The 25,997-nt window shown below is 64.0% G+C and carries 23 protein-coding genes; 7 read left to right on the forward strand and 16 right to left on the reverse strand.

All coding sequences use genetic code 11. From position 1 onward, the window contains the following. Window positions 1–3: 3 nt before the first annotated feature. The 5 genes from ACZ9H4_RS16400 to ACZ9H4_RS16420 all read right to left on the reverse strand — a co-directional run bounded on the left by ACZ9H4_RS16400 (window position 4) and on the right by ACZ9H4_RS16420 (window position 6,905). Entirely contained in the window at window positions 4–1,917 is a 1,914-nt protein-coding gene (locus ACZ9H4_RS16400) for a (Fe-S)-binding protein (RefSeq protein ID WP_408141478.1), read from the reverse strand. 2 nt (window positions 1,918–1,919) lie between these two features. Beyond that, a complete protein-coding gene (locus tag ACZ9H4_RS16405) occupies window positions 1,920–3,983 on the reverse strand; it encodes an oxidoreductase (protein WP_476119690.1) in 2,064 nt (687 codons plus the stop codon). Between the two features lie 76 nt (window positions 3,984–4,059). Beyond that, window positions 4,060–4,596, reverse strand: coding sequence for a DUF5943 domain-containing protein (locus ACZ9H4_RS16410; protein WP_408141480.1), 537 nt, complete (start codon window positions 4,594–4,596; stop codon window positions 4,060–4,062). A 44-nt stretch (window positions 4,597–4,640) separates the two neighbouring features. Continuing rightward, the gene (locus tag ACZ9H4_RS16415; protein WP_408141481.1) at window positions 4,641–5,612 is read right to left on the reverse strand and encodes a dipeptidase; all 972 of its coding nucleotides are present in this window, start codon (window positions 5,610–5,612) and stop codon (window positions 4,641–4,643) included. 18 nt (window positions 5,613–5,630) lie between these two features. Continuing rightward, on the reverse strand, window positions 5,631–6,905 hold the full coding sequence (locus tag ACZ9H4_RS16420) for a serine hydroxymethyltransferase (RefSeq protein ID WP_476119694.1): 1,275 nt from the start codon (window positions 6,903–6,905) through the stop codon (window positions 5,631–5,633). Window positions 6,906–7,360: 455 nt separating this feature from the next. Here ACZ9H4_RS16420 and ACZ9H4_RS16425 point away from each other — a divergent pair, with 455 nt between their 5' ends. Continuing rightward, window positions 7,361–8,356: a GlxA family transcriptional regulator gene (locus ACZ9H4_RS16425; RefSeq protein ID WP_408141483.1), complete on the forward strand. Its 996-nt coding sequence runs from the start codon at window positions 7,361–7,363 to the stop codon at window positions 8,354–8,356. 137 nt (window positions 8,357–8,493) lie between these two features. On the opposite strand, the gene fdhA is transcribed toward ACZ9H4_RS16425, so the two are convergent. Next, entirely contained in the window at window positions 8,494–9,693 is a 1,200-nt protein-coding gene (gene fdhA, locus ACZ9H4_RS16430) for a formaldehyde dehydrogenase, glutathione-independent (RefSeq protein ID WP_408141484.1), read from the reverse strand. 245 nt (window positions 9,694–9,938) lie between these two features. On the opposite strand from fdhA, the gene betI reads away from it, so the two are divergent. Genes betI through betA form a run of 3 tightly spaced genes read left to right on the forward strand, consistent with a single transcriptional unit; the run spans window position 9,939 to window position 13,769 of the window. Next, window positions 9,939–10,544 (forward strand): transcriptional regulator BetI, encoded by a 606-nt coding sequence (betI, locus tag ACZ9H4_RS16435; RefSeq protein WP_408141485.1) that lies wholly within the window; start codon window positions 9,939–9,941, stop codon window positions 10,542–10,544. Between the two features lie 12 nt (window positions 10,545–10,556). Next, window positions 10,557–12,026 (forward strand): betaine-aldehyde dehydrogenase, encoded by a 1,470-nt coding sequence (gene betB, locus ACZ9H4_RS16440; protein ID WP_476119697.1) that lies wholly within the window; start codon window positions 10,557–10,559, stop codon window positions 12,024–12,026. A 12-nt stretch (window positions 12,027–12,038) separates the two neighbouring features. Continuing rightward, window positions 12,039–13,769 carry a choline dehydrogenase gene (gene betA, locus ACZ9H4_RS16445; protein ID WP_476119699.1) on the forward strand — a complete coding sequence of 577 codons (1,731 nt, stop codon included), beginning with the start codon at window positions 12,039–12,041 and terminating at the stop codon, window positions 13,767–13,769. Here the strand turns inward: betA and ACZ9H4_RS16450 are convergent. From ACZ9H4_RS16450 to ACZ9H4_RS16470, 5 genes are all read right to left on the reverse strand, one after another. Next, the gene (locus tag ACZ9H4_RS16450; protein ID WP_476119701.1) at window positions 13,750–14,706 is read right to left on the reverse strand and encodes an alpha/beta hydrolase family protein; all 957 of its coding nucleotides are present in this window, start codon (window positions 14,704–14,706) and stop codon (window positions 13,750–13,752) included. The two genes, betA and ACZ9H4_RS16450, sit on opposite strands and share 20 nt — an antisense overlap. A 155-nt stretch (window positions 14,707–14,861) precedes the next feature. Beyond that, window positions 14,862–15,263 carry a hypothetical protein gene (locus ACZ9H4_RS16455; protein ID WP_408141520.1) on the reverse strand — a complete coding sequence of 134 codons (402 nt, stop codon included), beginning with the start codon at window positions 15,261–15,263 and terminating at the stop codon, window positions 14,862–14,864. A 205-nt stretch (window positions 15,264–15,468) separates the two neighbouring features. After that, a complete protein-coding gene (locus ACZ9H4_RS16460; protein ID WP_408141489.1) occupies window positions 15,469–16,245 on the reverse strand; it encodes a molybdopterin-dependent oxidoreductase in 777 nt (258 codons plus the stop codon). A gap of 15 nt (window positions 16,246–16,260) precedes the next feature. After that, window positions 16,261–16,887: a cytochrome b/b6 domain-containing protein gene (locus tag ACZ9H4_RS16465; protein ID WP_408141490.1), complete on the reverse strand. Its 627-nt coding sequence runs from the start codon at window positions 16,885–16,887 to the stop codon at window positions 16,261–16,263. Window positions 16,888–16,957: 70 nt separating this feature from the next. Then, entirely contained in the window at window positions 16,958–17,197 is a 240-nt protein-coding gene (locus tag ACZ9H4_RS16470) for a pentapeptide MXKDX repeat protein (protein ID WP_408141491.1), read from the reverse strand. 273 nt (window positions 17,198–17,470) lie between these two features. Between ACZ9H4_RS16470 and ACZ9H4_RS16475 the strand changes: the two genes are divergently transcribed. The 3 genes from ACZ9H4_RS16475 to ampC all read left to right on the forward strand — a co-directional run bounded on the left by ACZ9H4_RS16475 (window position 17,471) and on the right by ampC (window position 20,048). Further along, window positions 17,471–18,043 carry a sigma-70 family RNA polymerase sigma factor gene (locus ACZ9H4_RS16475; protein WP_408141492.1) on the forward strand — a complete coding sequence of 191 codons (573 nt, stop codon included), beginning with the start codon at window positions 17,471–17,473 and terminating at the stop codon, window positions 18,041–18,043. Further along, window positions 18,040–18,681: a DUF1109 domain-containing protein gene (locus tag ACZ9H4_RS16480; RefSeq protein WP_408141493.1), complete on the forward strand. Its 642-nt coding sequence runs from the start codon at window positions 18,040–18,042 to the stop codon at window positions 18,679–18,681. The genes ACZ9H4_RS16475 and ACZ9H4_RS16480 overlap by 4 nt, the downstream gene beginning before the upstream one ends. A 194-nt stretch (window positions 18,682–18,875) precedes the next feature. Further along, window positions 18,876–20,048, forward strand: coding sequence for a class C beta-lactamase (gene ampC / locus ACZ9H4_RS16485; protein WP_476119705.1), 1,173 nt, complete (start codon window positions 18,876–18,878; stop codon window positions 20,046–20,048). 61 nt (window positions 20,049–20,109) lie between these two features. Here ampC and ACZ9H4_RS16490 read toward each other — a convergent pair whose 3' ends face one another. From ACZ9H4_RS16490 to ACZ9H4_RS16510, 5 genes are all read right to left on the reverse strand, one after another. Further along, the gene (locus tag ACZ9H4_RS16490) at window positions 20,110–21,528 is read right to left on the reverse strand and encodes an MFS transporter (RefSeq protein WP_408327805.1); all 1,419 of its coding nucleotides are present in this window, start codon (window positions 21,526–21,528) and stop codon (window positions 20,110–20,112) included. 162 nt (window positions 21,529–21,690) lie between these two features. Continuing rightward, on the reverse strand, window positions 21,691–21,954 hold the full coding sequence (locus ACZ9H4_RS16495; RefSeq protein WP_408141496.1) for a hypothetical protein: 264 nt from the start codon (window positions 21,952–21,954) through the stop codon (window positions 21,691–21,693). A 69-nt stretch (window positions 21,955–22,023) separates the two neighbouring features. Beyond that, complete coding sequence (locus ACZ9H4_RS16500) at window positions 22,024–22,680, reverse strand: sarcosine oxidase subunit gamma (protein WP_408327808.1); 657 nt, start codon at window positions 22,678–22,680, stop codon at window positions 22,024–22,026. Then, complete coding sequence (locus tag ACZ9H4_RS16505; RefSeq protein WP_476119708.1) at window positions 22,670–25,672, reverse strand: sarcosine oxidase subunit alpha family protein; 3,003 nt, start codon at window positions 25,670–25,672, stop codon at window positions 22,670–22,672. The genes ACZ9H4_RS16500 and ACZ9H4_RS16505 overlap by 11 nt, the downstream gene beginning before the upstream one ends. Beyond that, on the reverse strand, window positions 25,669–25,983 hold the full coding sequence (locus tag ACZ9H4_RS16510) for a sarcosine oxidase subunit delta (RefSeq protein ID WP_408141499.1): 315 nt from the start codon (window positions 25,981–25,983) through the stop codon (window positions 25,669–25,671). The genes ACZ9H4_RS16505 and ACZ9H4_RS16510 overlap by 4 nt, the downstream gene beginning before the upstream one ends. Window positions 25,984–25,997: the final 14 nt, after the last annotated feature.

A 25,997-nucleotide genomic window follows, 5' to 3' on the forward strand; every position in this document is an offset into this window, starting at 1 on the left:
GCGTTACTCCAGCGCCGCAGCAACCAGTTCGGCAACGTCCAGCACTTCCGGACGCGGCCCCACCACGCCTTCGAGCATCGCCGTGCAATTCGGGCAGCCCACCGCGACAATCTCCGCGCCGGTGGCGCGCGCATCGTCGATGCGGATGTCCGGAATACGCCGCTTGCCGGGAATGTCGGTCAACGGCGCGCCACCGCCGCCGCCGCAGCAGCGTCCGCGCATGCCGTGACGCTCCATCTCCACGACCTTGATGCCGATGCTCTTCAACAGCCGGCGCGGCGCTTCGGTTTCACCGTTATAGCGGCCCAGATAGCACGGGTCGTGATAGGTGATCTTGCGTTCCGCATACGCGGCAACCGCATGCGGCGCGAGCTTGCCGCTCGCCACCAGTTCGTCGATCAGCGCGGTGTGGTGCTGCACTTCGTAAAAGCCGCCCAACGCCCGGTATTCGTTGCGCAAGCTATGGAGCACGTGCGGATCGGCGGTGACGATCTTGCCGAACGAATACTGCGCGAGCGTGCCGATCAGCTTGTGCGCGAGCTGCTGGAACGTCGCTTCGTCGCCGAGACGCCGGGCCGTGTCGCCGGTATCGGTTTCGACGCCGCCCAGCACCGCGTAGTCGATGCCTGCGCGATTCAGCACCTTGACCAAGGCGCGCAGCGTGCGCTGATAGCGCATGTCGAACGCGCCTTCGCCTGCGATCAGCAGAACGTCCACACGACGCCCCGGCTGCGCAACCTGCACCTGCAGATCGACCGCCCAGTCGTAACGCGCGCCGATGTCGTAGCCGTTCGCGCTGCCGGTCTCACGCAGATTCGCGAGCGTGAGCGGCCCCTTGCCCGGCACCATGCCTTCGACCAGCGTCTGATTGCGCCGCATATCGACGATCGCATCGACGTGCTCGATCAGCATCGGGCACTCCTGGACGCAGGCGCGGCAGGTGGTGCAGGACCACAGCGTATCCGCTTCGATCAGGCTCGAAATCAGCGGCTTGGCGGGCGCGCCGGCATGCTTGCCGATCGCGATGCCAGGCGTCGGGCTGCCCGCGTAGTCGGCATCGGTGCCGCCGACCATGCCCGTCACCAGGTCCTGAATCAGCTTCTTCGGATTGAGCGGCTGGCCGGCGGCGAACGCGGGACAGGCTGCTTCGCATTTGCCGCATTGCACGCACGCATCGAAACTGAGCAACTGGTTCCAGCGGAATTCGACCGGCTTGCCGACGCCGTATTCCTTCGCATCGAGCAGCGGCACTTTCAGCGCAGTGGGCGGCACCACGTCGTTATCATTGCGCTGCGTAAAGCGCTCCTGACGCGGATGAAACGCGAGGTGCAGCAGACCGGCGAGCGCATGCTTCATCGGGCCGCCGCGCGCCGCGCCGAACGTCATCGTGAAGGCGCCCGCCGCGATCAGCAGCGCAACGAGCACCGCCAGTGCGCCGGACATCGCCGCCGCCGGCAGCACGATGAAGAGTGCAAGCCCGAGCGCGAACGAGCCGAGCAGCAACGGCAGTTGATCCCACGGCCCGCGCGAGAGCCGCGCGGGCACCGCCTTCGCCCCATGCCGGCGGCGCCAGACAAACACCGCGCCCACCAGCATCACGAGCGCGGCGACGAAGATCAGTTTGTCGAGCCACGGCGAGTAGATCGCGAGACCGTAGTTGACGAACACCAGCGCCATCGCGAGGATCGCACCGCCCGCGGTGGCCACGTGTGTTCTCGCGATATACGGATCGCGCGCCACTACATGATGCAGATCGACGAAGTAGCGCTTGGGAATCGCCAGCAGATTGGACCAGCCGTAAGCGCCGGCCGCGGTCGCGCGGCCTTCGCGCCAGTACGCCGCGCGTTTGGCGAGCGCAAACGCGAGACCGGCAACCGACATCCACAGCAGGACGGTGATGACAAACACGGGGCTCATCGTCAGAAATCCTTGCAAAGGCGCAGCGCGTCGTAAATCGCGCCGTGAATGTTGTGCATCGAAATGCAGTCGCCCACACGGAACAACAGAAAGCGGCCATTGCCGAGTTCTTCGCTGAGCGATGGCTGTGGCTCGGACGCGAACAGCTTGTGCACATCGACCTGCCCGCGGTTCACCGACTCCGGCTTGAGCGCCCAGTAGAGGCGGTCGTTCGGCGTGCTGCCGTTTTCGATCACCACCTGATCGACCACGCGCTCTTCCTGCTCTTCTGTGTACTCATTGCGGATCACAGCGATCTTCTTGCCGTCTTCCTCGTAGACCTTGTCGAGCCAGTAGTTCGGCGTATGAATCACGCCTTGGGCATAGAGACGCCGGTAGAAGATCGGGAACGTGGTGCCGCCGACATCGTCGGCGACCTTCACGTCCGGCGTCACGATCTCGACGTGCGAGCCGCGGCTCGACATGAAATCGGCGACGCCCGCGCCGGCATGCGTGCTGACGCCGTCGTAGACGAGCACGTTCTTGCCCGGCTCCACCTTGCCCGACAGCACGTCCCACGAACTGACCGCGAGGCCTTCGTCGACACCCCACGCCGCCACTTGCGACGTAAACGCCGAGCCGCCCGTCGCGAGCACGACGATGTCCGGCTTCTCGGCCATGATGGTTTTCTCGTCGGCGGCGACACCGAGACGCCGGTCGACGCCGAGGCGCTTCGTCTCCATGTCGAACCAGCGCACGATGCCCGCCATCTGCTCGCGCTGCGGCGCTTTCGCGGCCAGCATGATCTGCCCGCCCACGTAGTCGTTCTTCTCGAACAGCACCACGTCGTGACCGCGCGACCTGGCGACGCGTGCCGCTTCGAGGCCCGCCGGCCCCGCGCCGACCACGACGACCCTGCGCTTCGGGCCGCGCGTCTTCGCGATCACGTGCGGCATGGTCGCTTCGCGCGAGGTTGCGGCATTCTGCACGCACAGCACGTCGAGCCCGTTGTACTGGCGGTCGATGCAATAGTTCGCGCCGACGCATTGCTTGATTTCGTCCTCGCGACCATCGCGAATCTTGATGACCATATGCGGATCGGCGATCTGCGCGCGCGTCATGCCGACCAGATCGACCATGCCGCTCGCCAGCAGCCGCTCGGCCTGGCCCGCGTCGCGAATGCTCTGCGCGTGCATCACCGGCAGCTTCACGACCGACTTGATGCCGGCCGCGAGATGCACGAACGGCTCGGGCGGCAGCGCCATCGGCGGCATGCAGTTGGCGAGCGTGTTGTGCGTGTCCGCGCCGGAGCCGATCACGCCGAGGTAATCGATCAGGCCGGTTTCGCTCATCGCCTGAGCGATTTCCTTGAGTTGTTCGTGATCGAGCCCGTCTTCATGAAACTCGTCGCCGCACATGCGCAGGCCGACGCAGAAGTCCGCGCCCACTGCTTCACGCACGGCCTTCAACACTTCGGTGCCGAAACGCAGACGGTTTTCGAGCGAGCCGCCCCATTCGTCGGTGCGGAAATTGGTGCGCGGGCTCCAGAACTGATCGATCAGATGCTGGTGCGCCGCCGAGATTTCGACGCCGTCCATGCCCGCATCCTTGACGCGTTTCGCGGCCGCCGCGAAATCGTCGATGATGCGGCGAATCTCCTCCACTTCGATGATCTTCGCGTTGCCGCGATGCACCGGCTCGCGCACCCCCGAAGGCGACATCAAATGCGGCCAGTGCTCGCCGTGAAACGCCGAGCGGCGTCCCATGTGGGTAGCCTGAATCATGATTTTCGCGCCGTGCGTGTGCATCGCTTCGGCGAGCCGTGCGAGCGGATCGATGATCCTGTCGGTCGACAGATTTACCGACTTCCACCAGCCTTGCGGGCTATCGATCGACACCGGGCTCGACCCGCCGCACACGGCGAGCCCGACGCCGCCCTTCGCCTTCTCTTCGTAGTAGCGGATATAACGGTCGCCGGGCAGGCCGCCCGGTTCCGCATAGACCTCCGCGTGCGCGGTGCTGACGATGCGGTTGCGCAAGGTCAGCTTGTTCAGCGTGAGAGGCTTGAAAAGGTTCGGGTAACGCATCGCGATCGACCTCGGAATGAATAGGCTTGTTGCGCTTTGCCGTGCTGCCGTTGCTATGGGCTGCCGTGTGCTGTGCTCAGGACTTCAGCGGCGACACTTCGAACACGCAGTGCGGGTGGCCTTCGGCCGCACAGCGCGCTTCTTTCGAATACGAGGGCGGGCCCTTGCGCGAAGCATCGGGCGCAGTGTCGTTGACCCAGTCCATCGCGCCCGCGAACCAGCCGGCGAACATGTAGCAGAGCTTGCCGACCTTCTCCGGCTGCGCGAGCACGAACGACGAATGATGCAATTCAATGCGCGCATGCGAGCTCGACGGATCGGCCTCGGTGATCGTGAAGATGCCCCAGCCGCGTTGCGACAGACGTTTCAGGTAATGCTCGAATACCGCCATGCCGCTGATGCCGTGCTGTTTCGCTTCCTTGTCGCACCAGAAATAGGCGGACTTGTAGCCCGCTTTGTAGAGAATCTCCGCGTAGGTGTCGAGGCCGAGCGCTTCCTCGACGGCGGCGTGATTGTTGGTGAAGAAGTGACGCGGCACGTAGAGCATCGGCAGCGCGTCGGTGGTCCAGACGCCGGTGTTCGCGTCGACGTCGATAGGCAGTTGGGGTTGCATGTGGAGGCTCCGCTTATATGTATACGATGGGTCGATTGACTGGCTCAGACTTTCCAGACCTGACCGAACACCCGCACCCAGTTCTCGCCCATGATCTTCTTGATGCGCGTGTCGCTCCACCCTGCGCGCTCCATCGCCGCGGTCAGATTCGGAAATTCGCCGATCGTGCGGATGCCTTCGGGATTCACGACCTTGCCGAAGTTCGTCAGCTGGCGATAACGGCCCTTGTCGTGCGTGATCCAGTCGAAGAACTCGGTGCTATAGCCTTGCGTGAAGTCCGTGCCGATGCCCACCTGGTCTTCGCCGATCAGATTCACCACGTAGTCGATCGCCTCGATATAGTCGTCGACGGTCGCGTCCGGGCCGCGCTTGAGGAACGGCGCGAACATCGTCACGCCGACGAAACCGCCCGCATCGGCGATCTCTTTCAGCTGCTCGTCGCTCTTGTTGCGCGGATGCTCTTTGAGCCCCGACGGACAGCAATGCGAATAACACACCGGCTTGTTCGACGCGGCGATCGCTTCGGACGACGTCTTGCCGCCCACATGCGAAAGATCGACCATGATGCCGACGCGGTTCATCTCCTGGATCACTTCGCGTCCGTAACCGGACAGGCCGCCATCACGTTCGTAGCAACCGGTGCCCACGAGGTTCTGCGTGTTGTAGCAAAGCTGCACCACGTTCACGCCGAGATCCTTGAACGCTTCGATATAGCCGAGGTTGTCCTCGAACGCATGCGCGTTCTGGAAGCCGAAGATGATGCCGGTCTTGTTTTCCTTCTTCGCGCGCAAGATGTCGTCGGTGGTGCGCACGAGCGTGAGAATCTCGCCGTACTCGCGAATCTGCTGCTTCATCTCTGCGATGTTGTCGACGGTCTTCTGAAAACTTTCCCAGACCGATACCGTGCAGTTCACCGCGGTCACGCCGCCCTTTCTCATGTCCTCGAACACCGAGCGCTCGAACTTCGAAATGTTCAGACCGTCGATGATGATGCTGTTCTCGTGCAAAGTACTCATCGTTTGCTCCAGGCGTTCTCAGTAAATGGGGAAGCGCTCGCACAGCGCGAAAATCTCGCGGCGCACGCGTTGTTCGGTGGCGGCGTCGCCTTCGGGGTGGCCGCGCAGTGCGTCGAGCACGTCGACGATCAGCCGCCCGATGTCGCGAAACTCGCTCACGCCGAAGCCGCGTGTGGTGCCCGCCGGCGTGCCGAGGCGAATGCCTGACGTGATCGTCGGCTTCTCGGTGTCGAACGGGATGCCGTTCTTGTTGCAGGTGATGCCCGCGCGCTCCAGCGCCTGTTCGACCTGATTGCCCTTGAGGCCCTTGGGCCGTAGATCCACCAGCAGCAGATGGTTGTCGGTGCCGCCCGTGACCAGATCGACGCCGCCCGCTTTCAGCACTTCGCCGAGTGCCTGCGCATTCGCGAGCACATTGTCGATATAGGTCTTGAAACCGGGTTGCAGCGCCTCGCCGAATGCAACCGCCTTGCCGGCGATCACGTGCATCAGCGGGCCGCCCTGCAGCCCGGGGAACACCGCCGAGTTGATCTTCTTCGCGATCTCCTCGTCATTCGTCAGCACAAAGCCGCCGCGCGGACCGCGCAAGGTCTTGTGCGTGGTCGACGTGACCACATGCGCATGCTCGACCGGATTCGCGTGGCGCCCCGCCGCGATCACACCGGCGATATGCGCCATATCGACCATCAGCTTCGCGCCGGCGCCGTCGGCAATCGCGCGCAGCCGTGCGAAATCCAGCGCACGCGGATAAGCGGAAAAGCCGGCGATCAGCAGCGTGGGCTTGTGCTGTTGCGCGAGTTCCTCGATCTGCTCGTAATCGATCAGCATCGTGTCGCGATTCACGCCGTATTGCACCGCGTTGAACCACTTGCCCGAGAGCGCCGGCTTCGCGCCGTGGGTCAGATGGCCGCCCGCGTCGAGCGACATGCCGAGCACCGTGTCGCCCGGCTTCGTCAGCGCCAGCATCACCGCGCCGTTCGCCTGCGCGCCCGAATGCGGCTGCACGTTGGCATACTTCGCGTCGAACAACTGCTTGATGCGATCGAGCGCGAGCGTCTCGATCACGTCGACGTATTCGCAGCCGCCGTAGTAACGCTTGCCCGGATACCCTTCCGCATACTTGTTGGTCAGCACCGAGCCTTGCGCTTCGAGCACCGCGCGCGAGACGATGTTTTCCGACGCGATCAGTTCGACTTGCGACTGCTGACGCTCGAGTTCTTTCAGAATGGCGCCGCGCACCGCTGCATCCCGCGTGGCCAGCGAGTCTTCGAAAAAAGGATTCGGGTTCGACATGAAAGGTCCGTAGGGGCGTTGACGGAGGGCCGGAAGCGGCGCTTGCGCATTGCCGCCACCGGTCTGCATTGCGTCTATTCTTGACGCTCGGGCAGCGCGCCAATTTACGAATTCAGACGCGTTCTTTGCCTTTTCCGCCATGCGCGTCCTTTTTCGACAAGTCGGCGTGAGCGAGCCGCGAAAAGTCCCGCGAGCTTCCCGACATCGCCCGGCAAGCACTTAAGAAATGCGGGGATTTTTGCTGCACTGCGGTTGATCGTCGTGCGCCGTTCGAGTGCAACGAAGCCGATGACGGCGCCGTTGTAGTGCCCATTTGTTTAGCTATCCGAGCTTCCTGATACCAACCAAGGGTTTAGCCTGATGGCACGGTAGTTGCACTCGTACTCAAAATTGCATGAGTCGACGCTCCCCACGTCGACGCGACATTACATAGATTCGAAGGAATCACTCCCCCCATGTCCACCGATCGCACGGCGTCGTTGTCGCACTTCGCATTCATGCCGGTTCCCAACTTCACCATGATCGCGTTCACCAACGCGATCGAAGTGCTGCGCATGGCGAACTACCTGACGGGACAGACGCTTTACCGCTGGTCGATCGTGAGCCCGGAAGGCGGGCCGGTCACCGCGAGCAACGGGCTGTCGGTCGACACCGGCCCGGTCGAATGCGTCGGCCTGCCGGATATCGTGTTCGTGGTCGGCGGCATCGACGTGCAGCGCGCCACCACGCCCGCTCACCTGTCCGCCTTGCGCCGCTTCGCGCGCATGGGCAGCGTGCTCGGCAGCCTGTGCACCGGCACTTATGCGCTCGCGCGCGCCGGCTTGCTGGCCGGTTATGCGTGCGCGATTCATTGGGAGAACATGTCGGCGCTGAAGGAGGAGTTTCCCGATACGCGCTTTCTGAAAGAGCTATTCGTCATCGATCGCGATCGCGTCACCTGCACGGGCGGCGTCGCGCCGCTCGACATGATGCTGAACCTGATCGCGCCGCGTGTGGGCACCGCACGCGTCACGCAGATCGCCGAGCAGTTCATCGTCGAGCATGTGCGCGACACCAGCGCGCAACAGAAGATGCCGCTGGTCGCGCGGCTCGGCTCGGCCAACAAGTCGCTGTTCGAAGTGATCTCGCTCATGGAGAACAACATCGAAGAGCCGCTGTCGCGCGAAGAACTTGCGCGTCTTGCGGGCATGTCGCAACGGCAATTGCAACGGCTATTCCGCGAGCATCTCGGGATGACGCCCACCCATTACTATCTGACGCTGCGTTTGCGGCGCGCCCGTGAGCTGCTCCTGCAAACGGACATGTCGATCATGCACATCACGATGGCTTGCGGCTTCCAGTCCGCCTGCCACTTCTCGAAGAGCTATCGCGACGCGTTCGGCACGGCGCCGACACGCGAGCGGCGCAAGCAGGCGCCTTCGCTGGCCGTGGCGCCGGTCATGGCTGCCTGACGCATCTGATCGCGCTATGCAGAGCCGACTTCACTTTGCATCAACGCCATTCATCACCGCAAAAACAAACGCGCTGAGCGGAAAACCCCTCAGCGCGTTGGTCGTGATCGTGCTTCAGCGCACGCTTGAGCGCATCGTCAAGCCGCCTTCAACAACCCATGCGGGTCGATAACAAACTTCCTCGGCGCGCCGCCATCGAATTGCCGGTAGCCATCGGGCGCGTCGTCGAGCGACACCACCGTCACGTTGACGATATCCGCAATCGGCAGACGGTCCCACAAAATAGCCTGCATCAGATTGTGGTTGTACTTCATCACCGGCGTTTGACCGGTATGGAACGAATGTGACTTGGCCCAGCCGAGCCCGAAACGAATGCTCAGGCTGCCTTTGCGTGCGGCGGCATCGGCGGCGCCTGGATCGTCGGTCACGTACAGGCCCGGAATGCCGATCGCGCCCGCCGCGCGCGTGATTTCCATCAGCGAATTGAGTACCGTGGCCGGCGCTTCCTCATGCGCGCCGCTGCTGCCGTGGCCGTGCGCCTCGAAGCCGACGCAATCCACCGCGCAATCCACCTCGGGTTTGCCGAGTATCTGCTCGATCTGCTCGCCGAGCGTCGCGTCCTTCGATAGATCGATGGTCTGAAAGCCCATCTTGCGCGCATGCGCGAGGCGCGCCTCGTTCATATCGCCGACGATCGTGCAGGCCGCGCCCAGCAATCTCGCCGACGCCGCGGCGGCCATGCCCACCGGCCCCGCGCCCGCGATATACACCGTCGCGCCGGGTTTCACGCCTGCCATCACCGCGCCGTGATAGCCGGTCGGCAGAATGTCGGACAGACACGTGAGGTCGCGGATTTTCGACATCGCCTGCGCACGGTCGGGAAACTTCAGCAGATTGAAGTCCGCGTACGGCACCATCACGTACTCGGCCTGGCCGCCGATCCAGCCACCCATGTCCACGTAGCCATACGCGCCGCCCGCCCGCGACGGGTTCACGTTCAGGCACACGCCGGTGTGCTGCGCCTTGCAGGTCGGGCAGCGTCCGCACGCGACGTTGAACGGTACGGACACGAGATCGCCGATGCTGAGCGTCTCGACGTCGCGGCCCACCTCGATCACCTCGCCGGTAATCTCGTGACCCAGCACGAGGCCGACTTCGGCGGTCGTGCGGCCCCGCACCATGTGCTGATCGGAACCGCAAATATTCGTGCTCACTACTTTGAGAATCACGCCATGGCCGATCGACCGCCCGCGTGGATCGACCATCTTCGGATAGTCGATCGACTGCACTTCCACCTTGCCCTGCCCGAGATACACGACGCCGCGATTGCTGCTCATTGTCCGTCTCCATGTCTTGTGAGCGGCGTGACCGAGTGCGGGTTGTCAGCGCGGCACGCCGTTCAACGAGCGTAGCGTGCACCGGCATCGAGCACATGTATCTCACGCGACACGAGTTTGGCTGGAACCGACAAGTGGTGGAACGCCAGTTTTTATTGATTGACTGTTCAATATAAATAAACTTACCATGCGTCATCGAATCCATGCGGTCGGCTCACCGTGGGTGCGCCGCCATCTCCAGCACCATGCCCAAACTCGGAATGCGCGAAATCCGCCGCGCGCAACTGATCGACGCCACCCTGCTCACGATCGACCAGAGCGGCCTCGCGGGCGCGACGCTCGCCTCGGTCGCACAACGCGCGAGCATTTCCACCGGCATCGTCAGCCACTATTTCGGCGACAAGGACGGCCTGCTCGAAGCGACCATGCGTCACGTGCTGCGCGATTTGTGGCAGGCCACGGCGAGCCGTCGCCGGGCGGCGAAGGCGGACCCACGCGCGAAACTGCGCGCGGTGGTCGCCGCGAATTTCGACGCCGCACAAACCAGCGGCCCGGTCATGAAAACGTGGCTCGCGTTCTGGTCCGAGAGCATGCACAAGCCGCAGCTGCGGCGGCTGCAATACGTGAACACGCGCCGTCTGAACTCGAATCTGTGCGCGGATTTTTCGAAGGCGCTACCGCGTGCGGCGGCGCGCCGTGCGGCGAGCGGCCTCGCGGCGCTGATCGACGGCCTGTGGCTGCGCGGCGCGCTGTCGGGCGAACCGTTCGACACCAGGGCGGCGCTACGCGTCGCGAATGACTATATCGATCTGATGCTGGCGGCACGCAATCAGGCCGGCGGCGTTTCCTGAAAGGAGCATGGGATGGCGGTATTCGCAACGCAACGTCTGTACATAGGCGGCGCTTACGTCGATGCAACCGGTGGAGAAACCTTCGACACGCTCGACCCCGCCACCGGCGAGACGCTCGCGAGCGTGCAGCAGGCGTCGGCGGCCGATATCGAGCGTGCGGTGCAAACGGCGCAGGCCGGGCAACGCGAGTGGGCCGCGCTCACCGCGATGCAGCGCTCGCGCATTCTGCGCCGCGCGGTGGAACTGCTGCGCGAGCGCAACGACGAACTTGCGTTGCTCGAAACCCGCGACACCGGCAAGCCGATCGCCGAAACGCGCGCGGTCGATATCGTCACCGGCGCGGACGTGATCGAGTACTACGCGGGACTCGCCACCGCGATCGAAGGCCAGCAGATTCCGCTGCGCCCCTCGTCGTTCGTCTACACGCGCCGCGAGCCGCTCGGCGTGTGCGCGGGCATCGGCGCATGGAACTACCCGATCCAGATCGCGTGCTGGAAGTCGGCGCCCGCGCTCGCGGCCGGCAATGCGATGATCTTCAAGCCAAGCGAGATCACGCCGTTGTCGGCGCTGAAGCTCGCGGAGATCTACACCGAGGCCGGCGTGCCGGCGGGCGTCTTCAACGTCGTGCAGGGCGATGGCCGGGTCGGCGCGATGCTCGCCGCGCATCCGGACATCGAGAAGATTTCGTTTACGGGCGGCGTCGAAACGGGCAAGAAGGTGATGTCGCTCGCCGCGTCGTCGTCGCTGAAAGAAGTGACGATGGAGCTCGGCGGCAAGTCGCCGCTCCTCGTGTTCGACGACGCCGACCTCGAACGCGCCGCCGACATCGCGATGAGCGCCAACTTCTTCAGCGCGGGCCAGGTCTGCACCAACGGCACACGCGTGTTCGTGCAACGCAGCGTGCTCGAACGGTTCGAAGCGTTGCTGCTCGCGCGGGTCGAACGCATCCGCGTGGGCGCGCCCACTGACGCGAACACGAACTTCGGCCCGCTTGCGAGCGCCGCGCAATTGCAGAAGGTGCTCGGCCATATCGACAGCGGTGTGCAGGAAGGCGCCCGCTTGCTGGCGGGCGGCCGGCGCCTGACCGAAGGTCATTTCGGCGGCGGCCAGTATGTCGAGCCGACCGTCTTCACCGGTTGCCACGACGACATGCGCATCGTGCGCGAGGAAATCTTCGGCCCCGTGATGAGCATCCTCGCATTCGACGACGAGGACGAAGCGATCGCGCGTGCGAACCGCACCGCTTACGGCCTCGCCGCAGGGGTCGTCACTGAGAATCTCTCGCGTGCGCACCGCGTGATTCATCGGCTCGAGGCCGGCATCTGCTGGATCAACACGTGGGGCGAATCGCCCGCGGAAATGCCGGTGGGCGGCTACAAGCAATCGGGCGTCGGCCGCGAAAACGGCATCACCACGCTCGAACACTACACGCGCATCAAGTCCGTGCAGGTCGAACTCGGCCCCTATCAGCCGGTGTTCTAAGGAGTGGCGGCGATGGCCTCGAACGAATACGACTACATCATCGTGGGCGCGGGTTCGGCGGGCAACGTGCTCGCGTCGCGCCTCACCGAAGACGCCGACGTGACGGTGCTGCTGCTCGAAGCAGGCGGCCCCGACTACCGTTTCGATTTCCGCACGCAGATGCCGGCCGCGCTCGCGTATCCGCTGCAGGGACGCCGCTATAACTGGGCGTACGAGACGGACCCCGAACCGCACATGAACAACCGTCGCATGGAGTGCGGACGCGGCAAGGGGCTCGGCGGGTCGTCGCTGATCAACGGCATGTGCTACATCCGCGGCAATGCGCTCGATTACGACGGCTGGGCCGCGCGCCCTGGTCTCGAGAACTGGACCTATCTGGATTGCCTGCCGTATTTCCGCCAAGCCGAAACGCGCGACATCGGCGCGAATGCGTATCACGGCGGCGACGGTCCGGTCCACGTGAGCACCAGCAAGCCGGGCAACAACCCGCTCTTCGCCGCGATGGTCGAGGCCGGTGTGCAGGCAGGCTTTGCGCGCACCGACGATCTGAACGGCTATCGGCAGGAAGGCTTCGGTCCGATGGATCGCACGGTCACGGCCAACGGCCGGCGCGCGAGCACCGCGCGCGGCTATCTGGATCGCGCGAAAACGCGGCCGAATCTGACGATCGTCACGCATGCGGTCACCGAGCGCGTGCTGTTTTCGGGCAAGCGCGCGGTCGGCGTCGCGTATCTGCATCACGGCACGGCGCTCAGCGTGCATGCGCGCCGTGAAGTGCTCGTGTGTAGCGGCGCAATCGGGTCGCCGCAATTGCTGCAGCGCTCCGGCGTGGGCCGCTCGACCTGGCTGCGCGAACTCGATGTGCCGCTCGTGCACGATCTGCCTGGTGTCGGCGAGAATCTTCAGGACCATCTGGAGATGTATATCCAGTACGAGTGCAAGGAGCCGGTGTCGCTCTACCCGGCGTTGCAGTGGTGGAACCAGCCTGCCATCGGACTCGAATGGATGCTCAACGGCAAGGGCATCGGCGCGAGCAATCACTTCGAAGCGGGTGGCTTCATCCGCACGCGCGACGACGACCCATGGCCCAACCTCCAGTATCACTTCCTGCCGGTCGCCATCAACTACAACGGCTCGAACGCGATCAGGATGCACGGCTTCCAGGCGCACGTCGGCTCGATGCGTTCGCCGAGCCGGGGCCGCGTGAAGCTCACCTCGCGTGATCCGAATGCGCACCCCAGCATCCTGTTCAACTACATGGCCGATCCGCTCGACTGGCGCGAATTCCGCGACGGCATCCGGATCACGCGTGAAATCATGCGTCAGCCGGCGCTCGACCGTTATCGCGGGCGCGAGCTGAATCCCGGCGCCGAACTGGGCACCGACGCGCAACTCGATCAGTTCGTCCGGATGCGCGCAGAAACAGCGTTTCATCCGTCGTGCTCGTGCAAGATGGGCTACGACGACATGGCGGTGGTCGACAATGAGGGCCGCGTCCATGGTATCGACGCGCTGCGGGTCGTCGATGCGTCGATCATGCCGCGCATCACGACCGGCAATCTGAACGCGCCGACCATCATGCTGGCCGAGAACATCGCCGACCGGATTCGCGGGCGGGAAGCGCTGGCGCGTGTCGATACGCCTTACTTCGTGGCCAATGGCGCGGCTTCCAGACAGCGCGAGAGCACACGGTCGAGCGACGTTGTGAAGATGTCATACGGGCTCAGTGCAGGTTCGATCTGAAAAACTGAAGCGCGTTTTCATCGAACGCCTGGTGGAAGGCCACACGGTCGAAACCGTTTTCATCGGTACAGAGTTCGGGGGCGTTCTTTCTCAAGGTGGCCGAACACGGCGCAAGAAAGGCAAAATGAGCCGCGCCGGGGACGAGATGGTATTCAGGCCGCTTCGGCAGCATATTGGCCAGGCTGGAGATCGATTCGGGAAGCACGCCGTCGCCGCCATACTGCGACGCCCAAAGCTGGATCGGTACTTTCACGTCGTTCAGATCGTGTGAAGAGGGAAACTCGTTGAGCGGGTCCGCAAGAACATAAGCTTTGATCCGGGGATCGTGAGTCAACGGCTGATTCGGAATCTCTTTGCGCTGAAGCTGTTTGCAGATTGGAAGATTCAAATCCGGACATGGAATGTCGGCGTGCAAAAAGTCCGGATTCGCGCCAGCCAGTACGAGACCGGTATAGCCGCCACGCGAAAAACCAAAAAAGCCGATCAGCTCGGGATTGATTCTGGGCATCTCGGGTGCCTCGCTCAACATGAAGTCGATGAGACGCTTGATGTCGGTTGGGCGCTCCACGAACTCAGAAATATCGGCCGCACGGCTCATGTCGGAAAAGGTATCGCCGGGATGGTTGATTGCCGCGACGACGTAGCCCGAGTCCGCGAGTACTTCCGCAAGATCATGGTGACCAAGAAACGCCCCGCCGTGGCCATGCGAGATGACGATCAGCGGTAGCGTTTCGACCGTGGCCGGACAGTCGCGCCGCCCCTTCAGCATGTAAGGCCCGATCGGAATGTCCTGAGCGGGGGCTGCGCATGGCGTCCATACGATCGCTTTCAACGCGGGGCCGTTGGCATCGGCCGGAACTTGCACGAACCTGATTCCTGCCGCATGGGAAAGAGTCGCGGATACGCAGAAAAGGACCGCCAGGATCATTGCTCTCATTGGAATTCCCTGCGCGATTGGGCGAGTCGCCAGTTTTGCCTGACGGCAACTATAAGGCAACCCCATGCACGCTGCGTGTGACGCTCGACGGTGTCGAAGATCCGGAGCGCGGTGACGACTGACCGGCCCGCCCGCTCGGCGCGTGACAGACTTCTCTACCCGAAAACCCGAGCCCACGCCGCGCGAAGGCGTCGCGCCCGATCTTCGAAGATATATGACGCGGCCAGCGTCAGGAGAGCGGAGATCACACCGGTCACGATGTGCTCCACATAGGGGATGCGGTAGTGGCTCCCGTGAGCGTAAGCGTCGCCGATCGCCGTCAGCAAACCGACGAGCAGCGCATTGCTATATCGGTGCTTATAGAATCGGGCCGCAGGCGTGAAAGTCAGCAAGACCGCCAGAAGCCCGGTCAGCAGACCGGTCTGCAATGCGATCGTCCAGTGGGCGAGGCTCATGAGATTGCCCCAGCTGCCGGGCATACAGGTCATGCACGCGCTGGTCGGCTGCCAGAAACGCTGGATAAACAGCCGCAGGCGGCGCTTCCATTCGCTTGACATGATCGATGTCCTCGTCACTACCGACACCGCCATACGTTTTATCTGCGCGGCGTCCAGGCGTTCCAGCGAGCCTCCTCCCGGCTCATGGATCGATGTGCGCATGGGCACCCGACCCGCGCTCGGGCAGGAATCTGGACCTGGTAGCGATATTACTCCGCACCCATTGCCTGCGCGTCTCGACCGGCTCCGGTATTCAGCCTGCGGCTCACGATCCGCCAAACCAGTTGTAGCCCTGATCGACCCAATAGCCGCCCGGAAACGTGTTGGTCACGAAAATCTCCATGATGTGCTTGGGATTCTTGTAGCCGAGTTTGGTCGGCATTCTGAGCTTCATCGGGTAGCCGTATTTTGCGGGCAATTGCTGACCGTCAAAGGTAAAGGTCAACAGCGTCTGCGGATGCAGCGCCGTTGGCATATCGATGCTTTCGTAGTAGTCATCAGCGCATTTGAAGCCGACGTATTTCGCCGACGTGTCCGCGCCGACACGCTTGAGAAACGCCGCGAACGGCGTGCCGCCCCATCGGCCGATCGCGCTCCAGCCTTCGACGCAGATATGTCGCGTGATCTGTTCAGCCTTCGGCAATGCGTCAAGGTCGGCGAGCGTCCAGTCCTTTTTGTCCTGCACGAGGCCGCTCACTTTCAGGCGAAAATCGCCGCCATCGACGTGCGGCACATCGTCGATCCCATAGTACGCATTGAACGGGAACGGGCGTGTGATCTGTGCTTCGGTGTAGGTCGGTGCGAGACGGTTCGGGTCGAATAGCCAGCCCTGCACGCGGTCGTTCATTCTCGACACGCGCGACAGAAACGTCTCGACCGATTTATCGTCCGAGAGGCTGCATCCGGTCAGCATCGCCAGCCCACCCAGCGTGATGATGCGTTTGCCGAACAGGCGCCGTGACGGCATATCGAGCTCACGACGCACGTCGATACTGAGCGACTCGCGATCGACGCCCGATTGCGACGGTTTGAATGGCTTCACAGGAGTAGTCCTCGGTTAGCGGCCACGAATCATCGTGAGCAAGGAGCGCGGCACGAGCGCGACCATTGTCAGATGAATCACGATGAAACCGGCCAGCAGCGCCATTGCGCAGAAGTGAACGACGCGCGCGTTGTCATATCCGCCCATCAGTTCGCGCAACACCGGAAACTGCACCGACTTCCAGATTGCGAGGCCCGAGATGATCAGCACGGCTATGTCGAGCATCACGAACAGGTAGGCGAACTTCTGCACCGCGTTGTAGCGGCTCGGGTCTGCATGCGACAGATGGCCTTTCAGGGCTTCGCGCAGGTCGTGCAGGATTGCGCGCGGCGACAGCGGGAAAAACTTCGACTGGATGCGGCCCGTGACGAGGTTCATCGCCAGATAAAAGAGTGCGTTGAAGAACAGCAGCCACATCGCCGCAAAGTGCCATTGCAGCGCGCCGCCGAGCCAGCCGCCGAGCGTGAGGCCGGTCGGGATCGTGAGGCCCTGGAACACCGGGGACGCGTCGTAGATTCGCCAGCCCGACAGCATCATCAGCACCACGGCCAACGCGTTGAGCCAGTGCGCGATGCGCACCCACGCGGGTTGCAAGATGCGTGTCGCGTCGGGCAACGCACCGGGTTGGGGGATCGCTTTCATTCCGAATCTCCGTGAAGCCTCGGGGCTCAGGTGCGTTCGCCGCAAGATGCCGGGAACGCACCTGTGTGCCTTACTTGCTCATCGCGTCGTCTTTCTTCATTGCGTCGTCTTTTTTCATCGTGTCATGTTTCATCTTGCTGCTGTCCTTCTTCATCGAGTCTTTCGACATCGAATCCTTGGCCATCGAATCCTTGCTCATCGCGTCTTTCGACATCGAATCGTTGGACATGGCGCCGCTCGCCTGGGCGAACACCGAACCACCGCTGACGAGCAAGGCTGCGGCGACTGCTGCGATTGCAATGCGTTTCATGGCAACTCCTGGAGTGTTGTTGGTCGGGCCGCCGTCGCTCATGGCTGTAGCTCGCGGACGGCCCGGGGGTATCAGATAGACTGCTTTGCGGCAACTACCGATGCGTCGTCATCCCGCATCTGTGAGGTAGTTCGCTGCGTGTCCCGGCCCGGTTACAGCACGCGCCAGGTTTTTTTCTCTTCAACAGACAAAAAGAACGCACGCGACGCAGTCCTCGTCGCCAACGCCCGAGGCGATGGAATAAACTCCTGTTTCCTGTAACCGACCTCCCCGATGAATCGAACTACCGATATCACCGCAGCGCAGGCAAAAGAGGCCCGTCTGCGCGCCCTGTTCCTGCGCGGCCTGGACGGCGACGCCGCCGGGTATCGGCAATTCCTCGCGGAACTGGGCGCGCACCTGCGTGGCTTCCTGCGGCGGCGCCTTCACGACAGCGCGGCCGATGTCGAGGATCTGGTGCAGGAAATATTGCTGGCGGTTCACAACGGACGGCATACGTATCGCGACGAGCAGCCGCTGACCGCGTGGATTCACGCCATCGCACGCTACAAGCTGACGGATTACTTTCGGGCGCGTTCCCGCCACGACGCGCTCAACGATCCGCTCGACGATGCATTCGAATTGCTCGCCGCGCCCGATCTCGAACCGGCGCAAGCCCGGCGCGACGTGGGCAAGCTGCTCGAACAGTTGCCGGATCGTCAGCGTTTGCCGATCGTGCATGTCAAGCTCGAAGGGCTGTCCGTGACGGAAACCGCGCAGTTGACCGGCTTGTCGGAGTCCGCGGTCAAGATCGGCGTGCATCGTGGCCTCAAGGCGTTGGCCGCAAAGATTCGAGGAAGCCGATGAAAACGGATGAATTCATTTCTCTGCTGGCGACCGGTGTCGCGCCGATAGACCGCCACGCGCTCACGAAACGCTTCACCCTTGCGGTGCTGAGCGGCGCGGCCGGTGCGACGCTGATCATGGCGATGCTGCTCGGCGTCCGGCGCGACCTCGCCGAAGTCGCGCTCACGCCGATCTTCTGGGCCAAGGTCGCGTTGCCGCTCTGTCTGATGATCGGCTCGCTCTGGATGTCGACGCGGCTCGCCCGGCCCGGCATGCGCGCCGGGGCGAGCGGCTGGTTGATCGCCGCGCCGGTCGCGGCGGTGTGGCTGGCCGGGGCGTATGTCTTGATGGGCGCACCGGACGACGGCCGGCTCGCACTCGTGCTCGGCAAAACCTGGCGCGTCTGTCCTTTCAATATCGCGATGCTGTCGGTTCCGGGCTTCATCGCCGTGTTCTGGGCGCTCAAAGGACTGGCGCCGACCCGGCTCGCGCTGGCGGGCGCCGCGGGCGGCTTGCTGGCGGGCTCGACGGCGACGCTCGCCTATTGTCTGCATTGCCCGGAGATGGCCATTCCATTCTGGGGCGCATGGTATCTGCTGGGGATGCTCGTGCCGACGGTCATCGGCGCGCTGCTCGGCCCGCGGCTGTTGCGCTGGTAAGCGACGCGGTACACCTACCGTCTTGCCGCGCGGCGCGAAGCTTCCCCTCGCGGCGCCGAAAATGCCACCGCCCCTCTTGCTCCACAAGATTTTCTTTACCCTCGCGCAACTTATCCTCGATTGTCAGCGCGCAGCAAAACCCGGATAGTGCGACTCGGCCAACCTGCCGGCCGACATCCAGGGAAACGCTGCCAATGAAGTCCAAAACAATCAGTCTTATCGCGAGCGCCGTGTTTGCGCTGTGCACAATGCCATCCATCGGCCGCGCCGCCGATGCCCCGCTCGATCGGATCAAGCCCACCGTCGACGCAGCTATCCAACCGCTGATGGCGAAATATCGCATTGCGGGCATGGCGGTCGGCGTGATCGTCGAGGGCAAGCCCTACGTGCTCACCTACGGCGTCGCGTCGACGCAAACCGGCAAGCCGGTCACGCGCGAGACCTTGTTCGAACTCGGCTCCATCAGCAAGACATTCACGGCGACGCTCGCGTCTTATGCGGGCCTGAACGGCAAGCTGTCCTTGTCGGACCCGACGGCGAAGTATCTGCCGTCGCTGCGCGGCACACCGTTCGGCAGCGTGAGCCTGCTCAACCTGGGCACGCACACGCCTGGCGGGCTGCCGTTGCAGGTGCCCGACGACATCCACGACAACGACCAGCTGATGCAGTACTTCGCCGCATGGCGGCCCGCTTATGCACCCGGCACGCAGCGCACGTATGCCAACCCCGGTATCGGCACGCTCGGCCTGATCACGGCGAAGAGCATGGGTCAGGACTTCACCGCGCTGATCCAGCAACGCCTGTTTCCCGCGCTCGGCATGACGAGCAGCTACATCGACGTCCCGAAAGCGAAAATGCCGGACTACGCGCAAGGCTATACGAAGCAGGATGCGCCGATCCGCATGACACCCGGTGTGTTGTCCTCCGAAGCCTATGGCATCAAGTCGACTGCGGCCGACATGCTGCGCTTCGTCGCGGCGAACATGGATCTGATCCCGCTCGACAGCACGCTCCAGCGTGCGATCACGGCAACGCACACCGGCTACTTCAAAGCAGGCGTGCTGACTCAGGATCTGATCTGGGAGCAGTATTCGTATCCAGCCGCGTTGAAGACCTTGCAGGAAGGCAATTCAGCGGAGATGGTCCTGCATGCGACGCCTGCCGCCGAAATCAGGCCGCCGCAGCCGCCGAGACAGGATGTATGGATCAACAAGACCGGCTCGACCAATGGTTTCGGTGCGTATGTCGCGTTCGTTCCGCAGAAGCATCTGGGGATCGTCATGCTCGCCAACCGGAACATCCCGAACGACGCACGCGTGAGCGCCGCTTATCAGATTCTGACGGCGCTCGCGGGCAGCGAGCATTGAACTCACGCTAAACGAGCGCGGGCGCTGAGCATGCCCCGCCATGCCCAGCGCCCGCCGACGCTCACTCCCGCACCGGACTCAACGCCCCATGCGGGTCCGCTTCGACCGCTTCCGACACGAGCGTTTCCAGCGCCAGCCCGCGCGTTTCGATCCCCAGTATCCACACCGCTGCGGCGGCGATCACAAAGCACATAGCGCCGAGCGAAAACACGCCGCCCTGGCCGAACACCGGCAGCACGATGCCGACCACATACGGCCCGATCAGCGACCCTACCCGGCCGATCGCGGACGCGAACCCCGAGCCCGTGGCGCGCGCGCCGGTGCCGTAAAGCTCGGGCGTGTACGTGTACAGTACCGCCCACATCGCGAACAGGAAGAACTGCATCGCGAGCCCGGCGCAGATCAGCAGCGTCGGCGTTTGCGCATGCAGCGCGGTCTGTCCGTAGACGTAGGCCATCACCGCGCTGCCGGCGAGCGACGCGATACAGGTAGGCTTGCGGCCCCAGCGCTCGACGAGCCACGCCGCGCAAATGAAGCCCGGAATCCCGCCGAGCGAAATCAGCACCGTATACAGCACCGACTTCGTCACCGCAAAACCGGCCTGCTGCATCAGCGCGCCGAGCCACGACGTCAGCCCGTAAAAACCGAGCAGCGCGAAGAACCACAGCGTCCACACCATGATCGTGCGGCGCCGGTAGGCGAGGCTCCAGATCTCGCGGAACGCGCCGCCGCCCTTCGCCGCGGCCGGTTCCGCGAGCAGGGCCGGTGCGCGCAACTGGCTCAGGCCTTCCGCGCGCATCACCTTCACTTCGATGTCGGCGAGAATCCGGTCGGCTTCGGCATGGCGTCCGCGATGTTCGAGCCAGCGCGGCGACTCCGGCACCACACGCCGCACGATCAGCACGAACACAGCGGGAATCGCGAGCAGCGCGAATTCGGTGCGCCAGCCGAAAGCCGGCAGCACGAAGTACGACACCACGCCCGAGGCGATGAAGCCGAGCGGCCAGAAGCCGTCCATCAGCGCGATCAGCCGTCCGCGCGAGGCAGCCGGCACGAACTCCGACAGCAAGGTCTGCGCGATCGGAAACTCCATCCCCATACCGAAGCCGAGCAGCACGCGATAAAAGATCAGCGCCTCGACGCTCTGCGCGGTCGAACACAGATACGACGCGAGGCCCCACAGCACCATGCTCCACTGAAAGACGGGCCGGCGCCCGAAGCGATCGGCGAGCAGGCCCGCCACCGCCGCGCCGATCACCATGCCGAAGAAGCTCGCGCTGGCGACGAGCCCCGTGGTCGCGGTCGATAACTGGAACTCGGTTTTGATCGAGCCGAGCACGAACGTCATGGTGCCGAGATCGACGGAATCGAAGAAGAACGCAATCGCGATGATGACGAAGATGGTCCGGTGATAACCGGAGAACGGCAGTCGTTCGAGCCGGGCGGCCGCGCTCGCGCGTGGCTGAAAAGCGGTAGACATGTCATCCCCTCGTTGATGCGGCGGCAGCCGCGTGAGTGTTCCGGGCAGCGTTTTCAGTAGACGTCGACATAAATCGTCCACATAGAAGGAAAACGTCATCGAAATGGAACGGGGGCGTCGCGGTGGCCGCCCGGCATGCAGGCGCGAGGGACGCAAAAAGCGCTAGAGACGCAGCCGCGCACGCGCCGCGCCGGCAATGCGCGCGAGCGTGTCCGCACTCAGGCGTGCGGCGATTTTTTCGACGTATTCGTGGTGGCGCGTCTGCAGCGGCGCGCCGAGTTGTTGCGCGAGCAGATAGCGGATCAGCGCGATGCGCCGGTGCCGCAGCACGATGCTCTGATCGAGCAGCGCGAGCGCGGCAGCGGCGTCGCCTTCATGGCACGCGCGCTCGGTGAGGCGCGCGGTGGCTAGGCGCGTCGACGGCATGGCATGGGCGGGAGTCGAACGAGACCGGATGTGCGGCGAGCGATGCGTGCGCGCACCGCTCGCCGTGCGTTATGACATCAGCGGCTCGGCCGCGTCGAGCATGATCTTGACGAAGTAGTCGGCGAAGCTGCGGCGCACGACGATGTCGAAGCTGTCCGCGCCGGTATGCAGCAACGTCATCGATGCCTTGAAATAGTGGCTCTGCGCGCATTGCCCGTCGCCGAACAGTTTTGGATGCAGGTCGAGCGGGCAACCGCGCGCCAGCACGTCACGCACGCGCGTGCCGCTGATTTCGAGCACCGTATAGCCGCTGCCGACATCCACCGCTGAGGCGAACACACCGCCCAACGCGGCGCCGAGTTTCGCCTGCAACGGCGCGGTGCGCGCGGCGTCGTGCGCGGCGGCCGAGCGTACGAGCCATTCGTCCGGGCCGAGCCACAGCATGTCGTAGCCGTTGCCGCGCGCGACGGTGTTCGCCTTCTCCGGCGGCTTGCAACCGATCACGCTCTGCACCGCGCTCACGAATGCCGCGTCGCGCGTGTCGCCGCGCAGGTTCACGAGTTCCAGAAACGGCCGCTCGCTCAACCTGAAAGCGGCGGATGCCGTCGCCTGATGCTTCTTCAGCAGCGTACCCGCGCCCACCAGCGGCGACTCCTGCCACACACCCGTTTGTCCACCCACAGCGCGATCCACGATCGATACCATCCCGCCTGTTTCATTCCACATGTTGACGTGCTCCTTCGCTGTCGTAGAACACCGAACTGGTGACCGTGGCCGCAATCTGCTTGCCGCTCGACAGCGGAATCGTGACCGTTGCGCCGATCTTCTCGAGACCGCCCTTCACCACCGCCATCGCAATCGAGCGCTTCAGGATCGGGCTGTAATAGCTCGACGTGACGTGCCCGAGCATCGGCGCGGTGTCGCCCTGGAACGGCCCGGCGACGATCTGCGAGCCTTCCGGTATCACGAACGACGGATCATCCGACAGCAGTCCGACCAGTTGCTTGCGCCCCGCCTTCGCGGTGTCCGAACGCGTCAGCGAGCGCTTGCCGAGAAAGTCCTTCGACTTCGCGACGAGCCCGCCCATGCCGAGGTCGTACGGCGTCATCGAGCCGTCCGTATCCTGGCCGACGATGATGTAGCCCTTCTCCGCGCGCAGCACGTGCATCGTTTCGGTGCCGTACGGCGTGATGTCGAATTCCGCGCCCGCAGTCATCAACGCTTCCCACACCGCGCGCCCGACGTTCGCCGGCACGTTCACTTCATACGCGAGTTCGCCCGAGAAGCTGATGCGCATCACGCGCGATGCCGCGCCGGCCACCGTGCCCTCGCGATAGCTCATGAACGGAAACGCCGCGTTCGCGAAGTCGATGTCGTGGCAGACCTTCTGCAAGACTTTGCGGCTGTTCGGACCGACCACGGCAAAGGTGGCCCAGTGATCCGTGACCGATGCGAGCCGTACCCGCATGTCCGGCCATTCCGTTTGCAGCCAGCGCTCGAGCCACGTGAGCACGCGCGCCGCGCCGCCGGTGGTGGTCGTCATCATGTAGTGCTGGTCAGCCAGACGCACGGTCACGCCGTCGTCGAAGATCATGCCGTTTTCGTCGAGCATCAGGCCGTAGCGGCACTTGCCGACTTCCAGCTTGCTCCACGGATTCGTATAGACCCAGTTCAGCAGCTTCGCGGCATCGGGGCCCTGAATGTCGATCTTGCCGAGCGTGGACGCATCGAGTATGCCGACGCTCGTGCGCACCGCGAGCGATTCGCGTGCGAGCGCCGCGTGCATGTCCTCGCCCGCCTTCGGGTAGTACCAGGGCCGTTTCCAGTTGCCGACATCCTCGAAGGCCGCGCCGTTTTCGACGTGCCATTCGTGCACCGCCGTCTTGCGCACCGGATCGAGAAACTCGCCCAGCTCGCGGCCCGCAAAGGTGCCGAAGGTGACTGGCGTGTAGTTCGGCCGGAAGGTGGTCGTGCCGGTCTCGGGAATCGTCTTGCCGAGCGCCTGCGCGAGAATCGCCATGCCGTTGATGTTGCCGAGCTTGCCCTGGTCGGTGCCGAAGCCCATCGCGGTGTAGCGCTTCACGTGCTCGACGGATTCGAAGCCTTCGCGCGCGGCGAGAAAAATATCCGCTGCGGACACGTCGTTCTGGAAGTCGACGAACTGTTTGGGCCCGCGCGTCGCCAGCTCGCGCCCGCCGACCAGCCACAGCGGCGCGATCTTCGCCTCGCTCAGCTCGGCCACCTGCAGCGGAGCCGGCCGCGCGACGATGTGACCGGCGGCGCGCGCCGCCTCGACGCCCGCATCGACGGCAAAGCGGATGCCCTGGCCCAGCGTGAAGTCGCCCGCGCACGCGCCGACACTGGTCTCCGCCTGCATCGCCTTGCCGGGCACGAAGCAGGCCTTGTCGTCATGCCAGTGCGCCTTGCCGCCCGACTGCGCGAACAGATGCAGCACCGGGCTCCAGCCGCCCGACATGGCGAGCAGATCGCACGGTAATGCGCCCTGCTGCGCGCCGACCTGTCCGTTCGAATACGACGCCACATCGACCGACGCAACACGCAGCTTGCCGTGCGCCGCCGTGACGACCGCGCCGTTCATGACCTTGATGCCGTAGCGCCGCGCCAACGCGGGCAACGTCCCCTTCGATTCGCCCGCACGCGGGTCGATCACCGTCACCTGCGCGCCGGCCGCCTTCAGGTCGAGCGCGCATTGATAGCCGTCGTCGTTGTTCGTAAACACCACCGCGTTGCGGCCCGGCAGCACCGCGTAACGATGCAGATACGTCGACACCGCCGAGGCCAGCATCACGCCGGGCAGATCGTTGTTACCGAACACGATCGGCCGTTCATGCGCGCCGGTCGCGAGAATCACGCGTTTTGCGCGGATTTTCCACAGCAGCTCGCGCGTGCCCTTGCGTTGCGATACCGGCAGATGCTCGGTGAGCCGCTGCGTGACCGTCACGAGGTTATGGTCCTGGTAGCCGAACGCGGTGCTGCGGGACAGGATCTTCACCTCGGGCATTTGCCGCAATTCGTCTTCGAGCTTTTGCACCCATTGCAGCGCGGGCTTGCCGTCGATCTCCGCGCGGCACGACAGCAGCGAGCCGCCGAGTTCCGCCTGATCGTCGACCAGCGTCACGCGCGCACCCGACAATGCCGCCGCGTGCGCCGCCGCGAGACCCGTCGGCCCGCCGCCGACCACCAGCACGTCGCAATGCGCAAAGCATTTGTCGTAGCGGTCCGCGTCGGTGTGCTCGGGCGCCTTGCCGAGGCCGGCCGCGTCGCGGATCGCTTCTTCGTACTTCGGCCAGAATTTGCGCGGCCACATGAAGGTCTTGTAGTAGAAGCCCGCCGGAATGAAGCGCGCGATCTTCTGATTGATCGCCATGCGGTCTTTCTCGATGCTCGGCTTCGCGTTCACGCTGGTGGCGACGAGTCCCTGATACAACTCCACTTCGGTCGCGCGCGCATTGGGCACCGTGTAGGCGCCGGTTTCGAGTTGCACGACCGCGTTCGGCTCCTCGACACCCGCTGTCACGATGCCGCGCGGCCGGTGATACTTCCAGCTACGCGCGACGAAGTGCACACCGTTCGCGAGCAGCGCGGAGGCGAGCGTGTCGCCCTGATAGCCCTGGTATTTGACGCCGTTGAACGTGAAGCCGAGCGCAATCGCGCGGTTGATGCGCCCGCCGCTGGGCAGTCGGTCTTTCTGGCTCATGATGCTTTGCCCTCTTGTGCTTTGGCGTCGTTGCCATCCATCGTGAGCAGCGGACGCTCGAACGTCTCATAGCCCTGGATCTCATAGCTCACCGTGTCGCGCTGCGCCTTGAACCAGCGCCGGCAGCCCTGCGTATGCAGCCATTGCTCGCGATGCACGCCGCGCGGGTTCTTGCGCATGAACAGGTAGTCGCCCCATTCCTTGTCGGTCAGTTGGTCGGTGTCGAGCGGACGGGCGATATCCGCTTCGCCGCCGCAGGAGAATTCGGTTTCGGCGCGGGGACCGCACCATGGGCATTCGATCAGCAACATGTGTGGGGGCTCCG

Source organism: Paraburkholderia sp. TE9906, assembly GCF_056279605.1.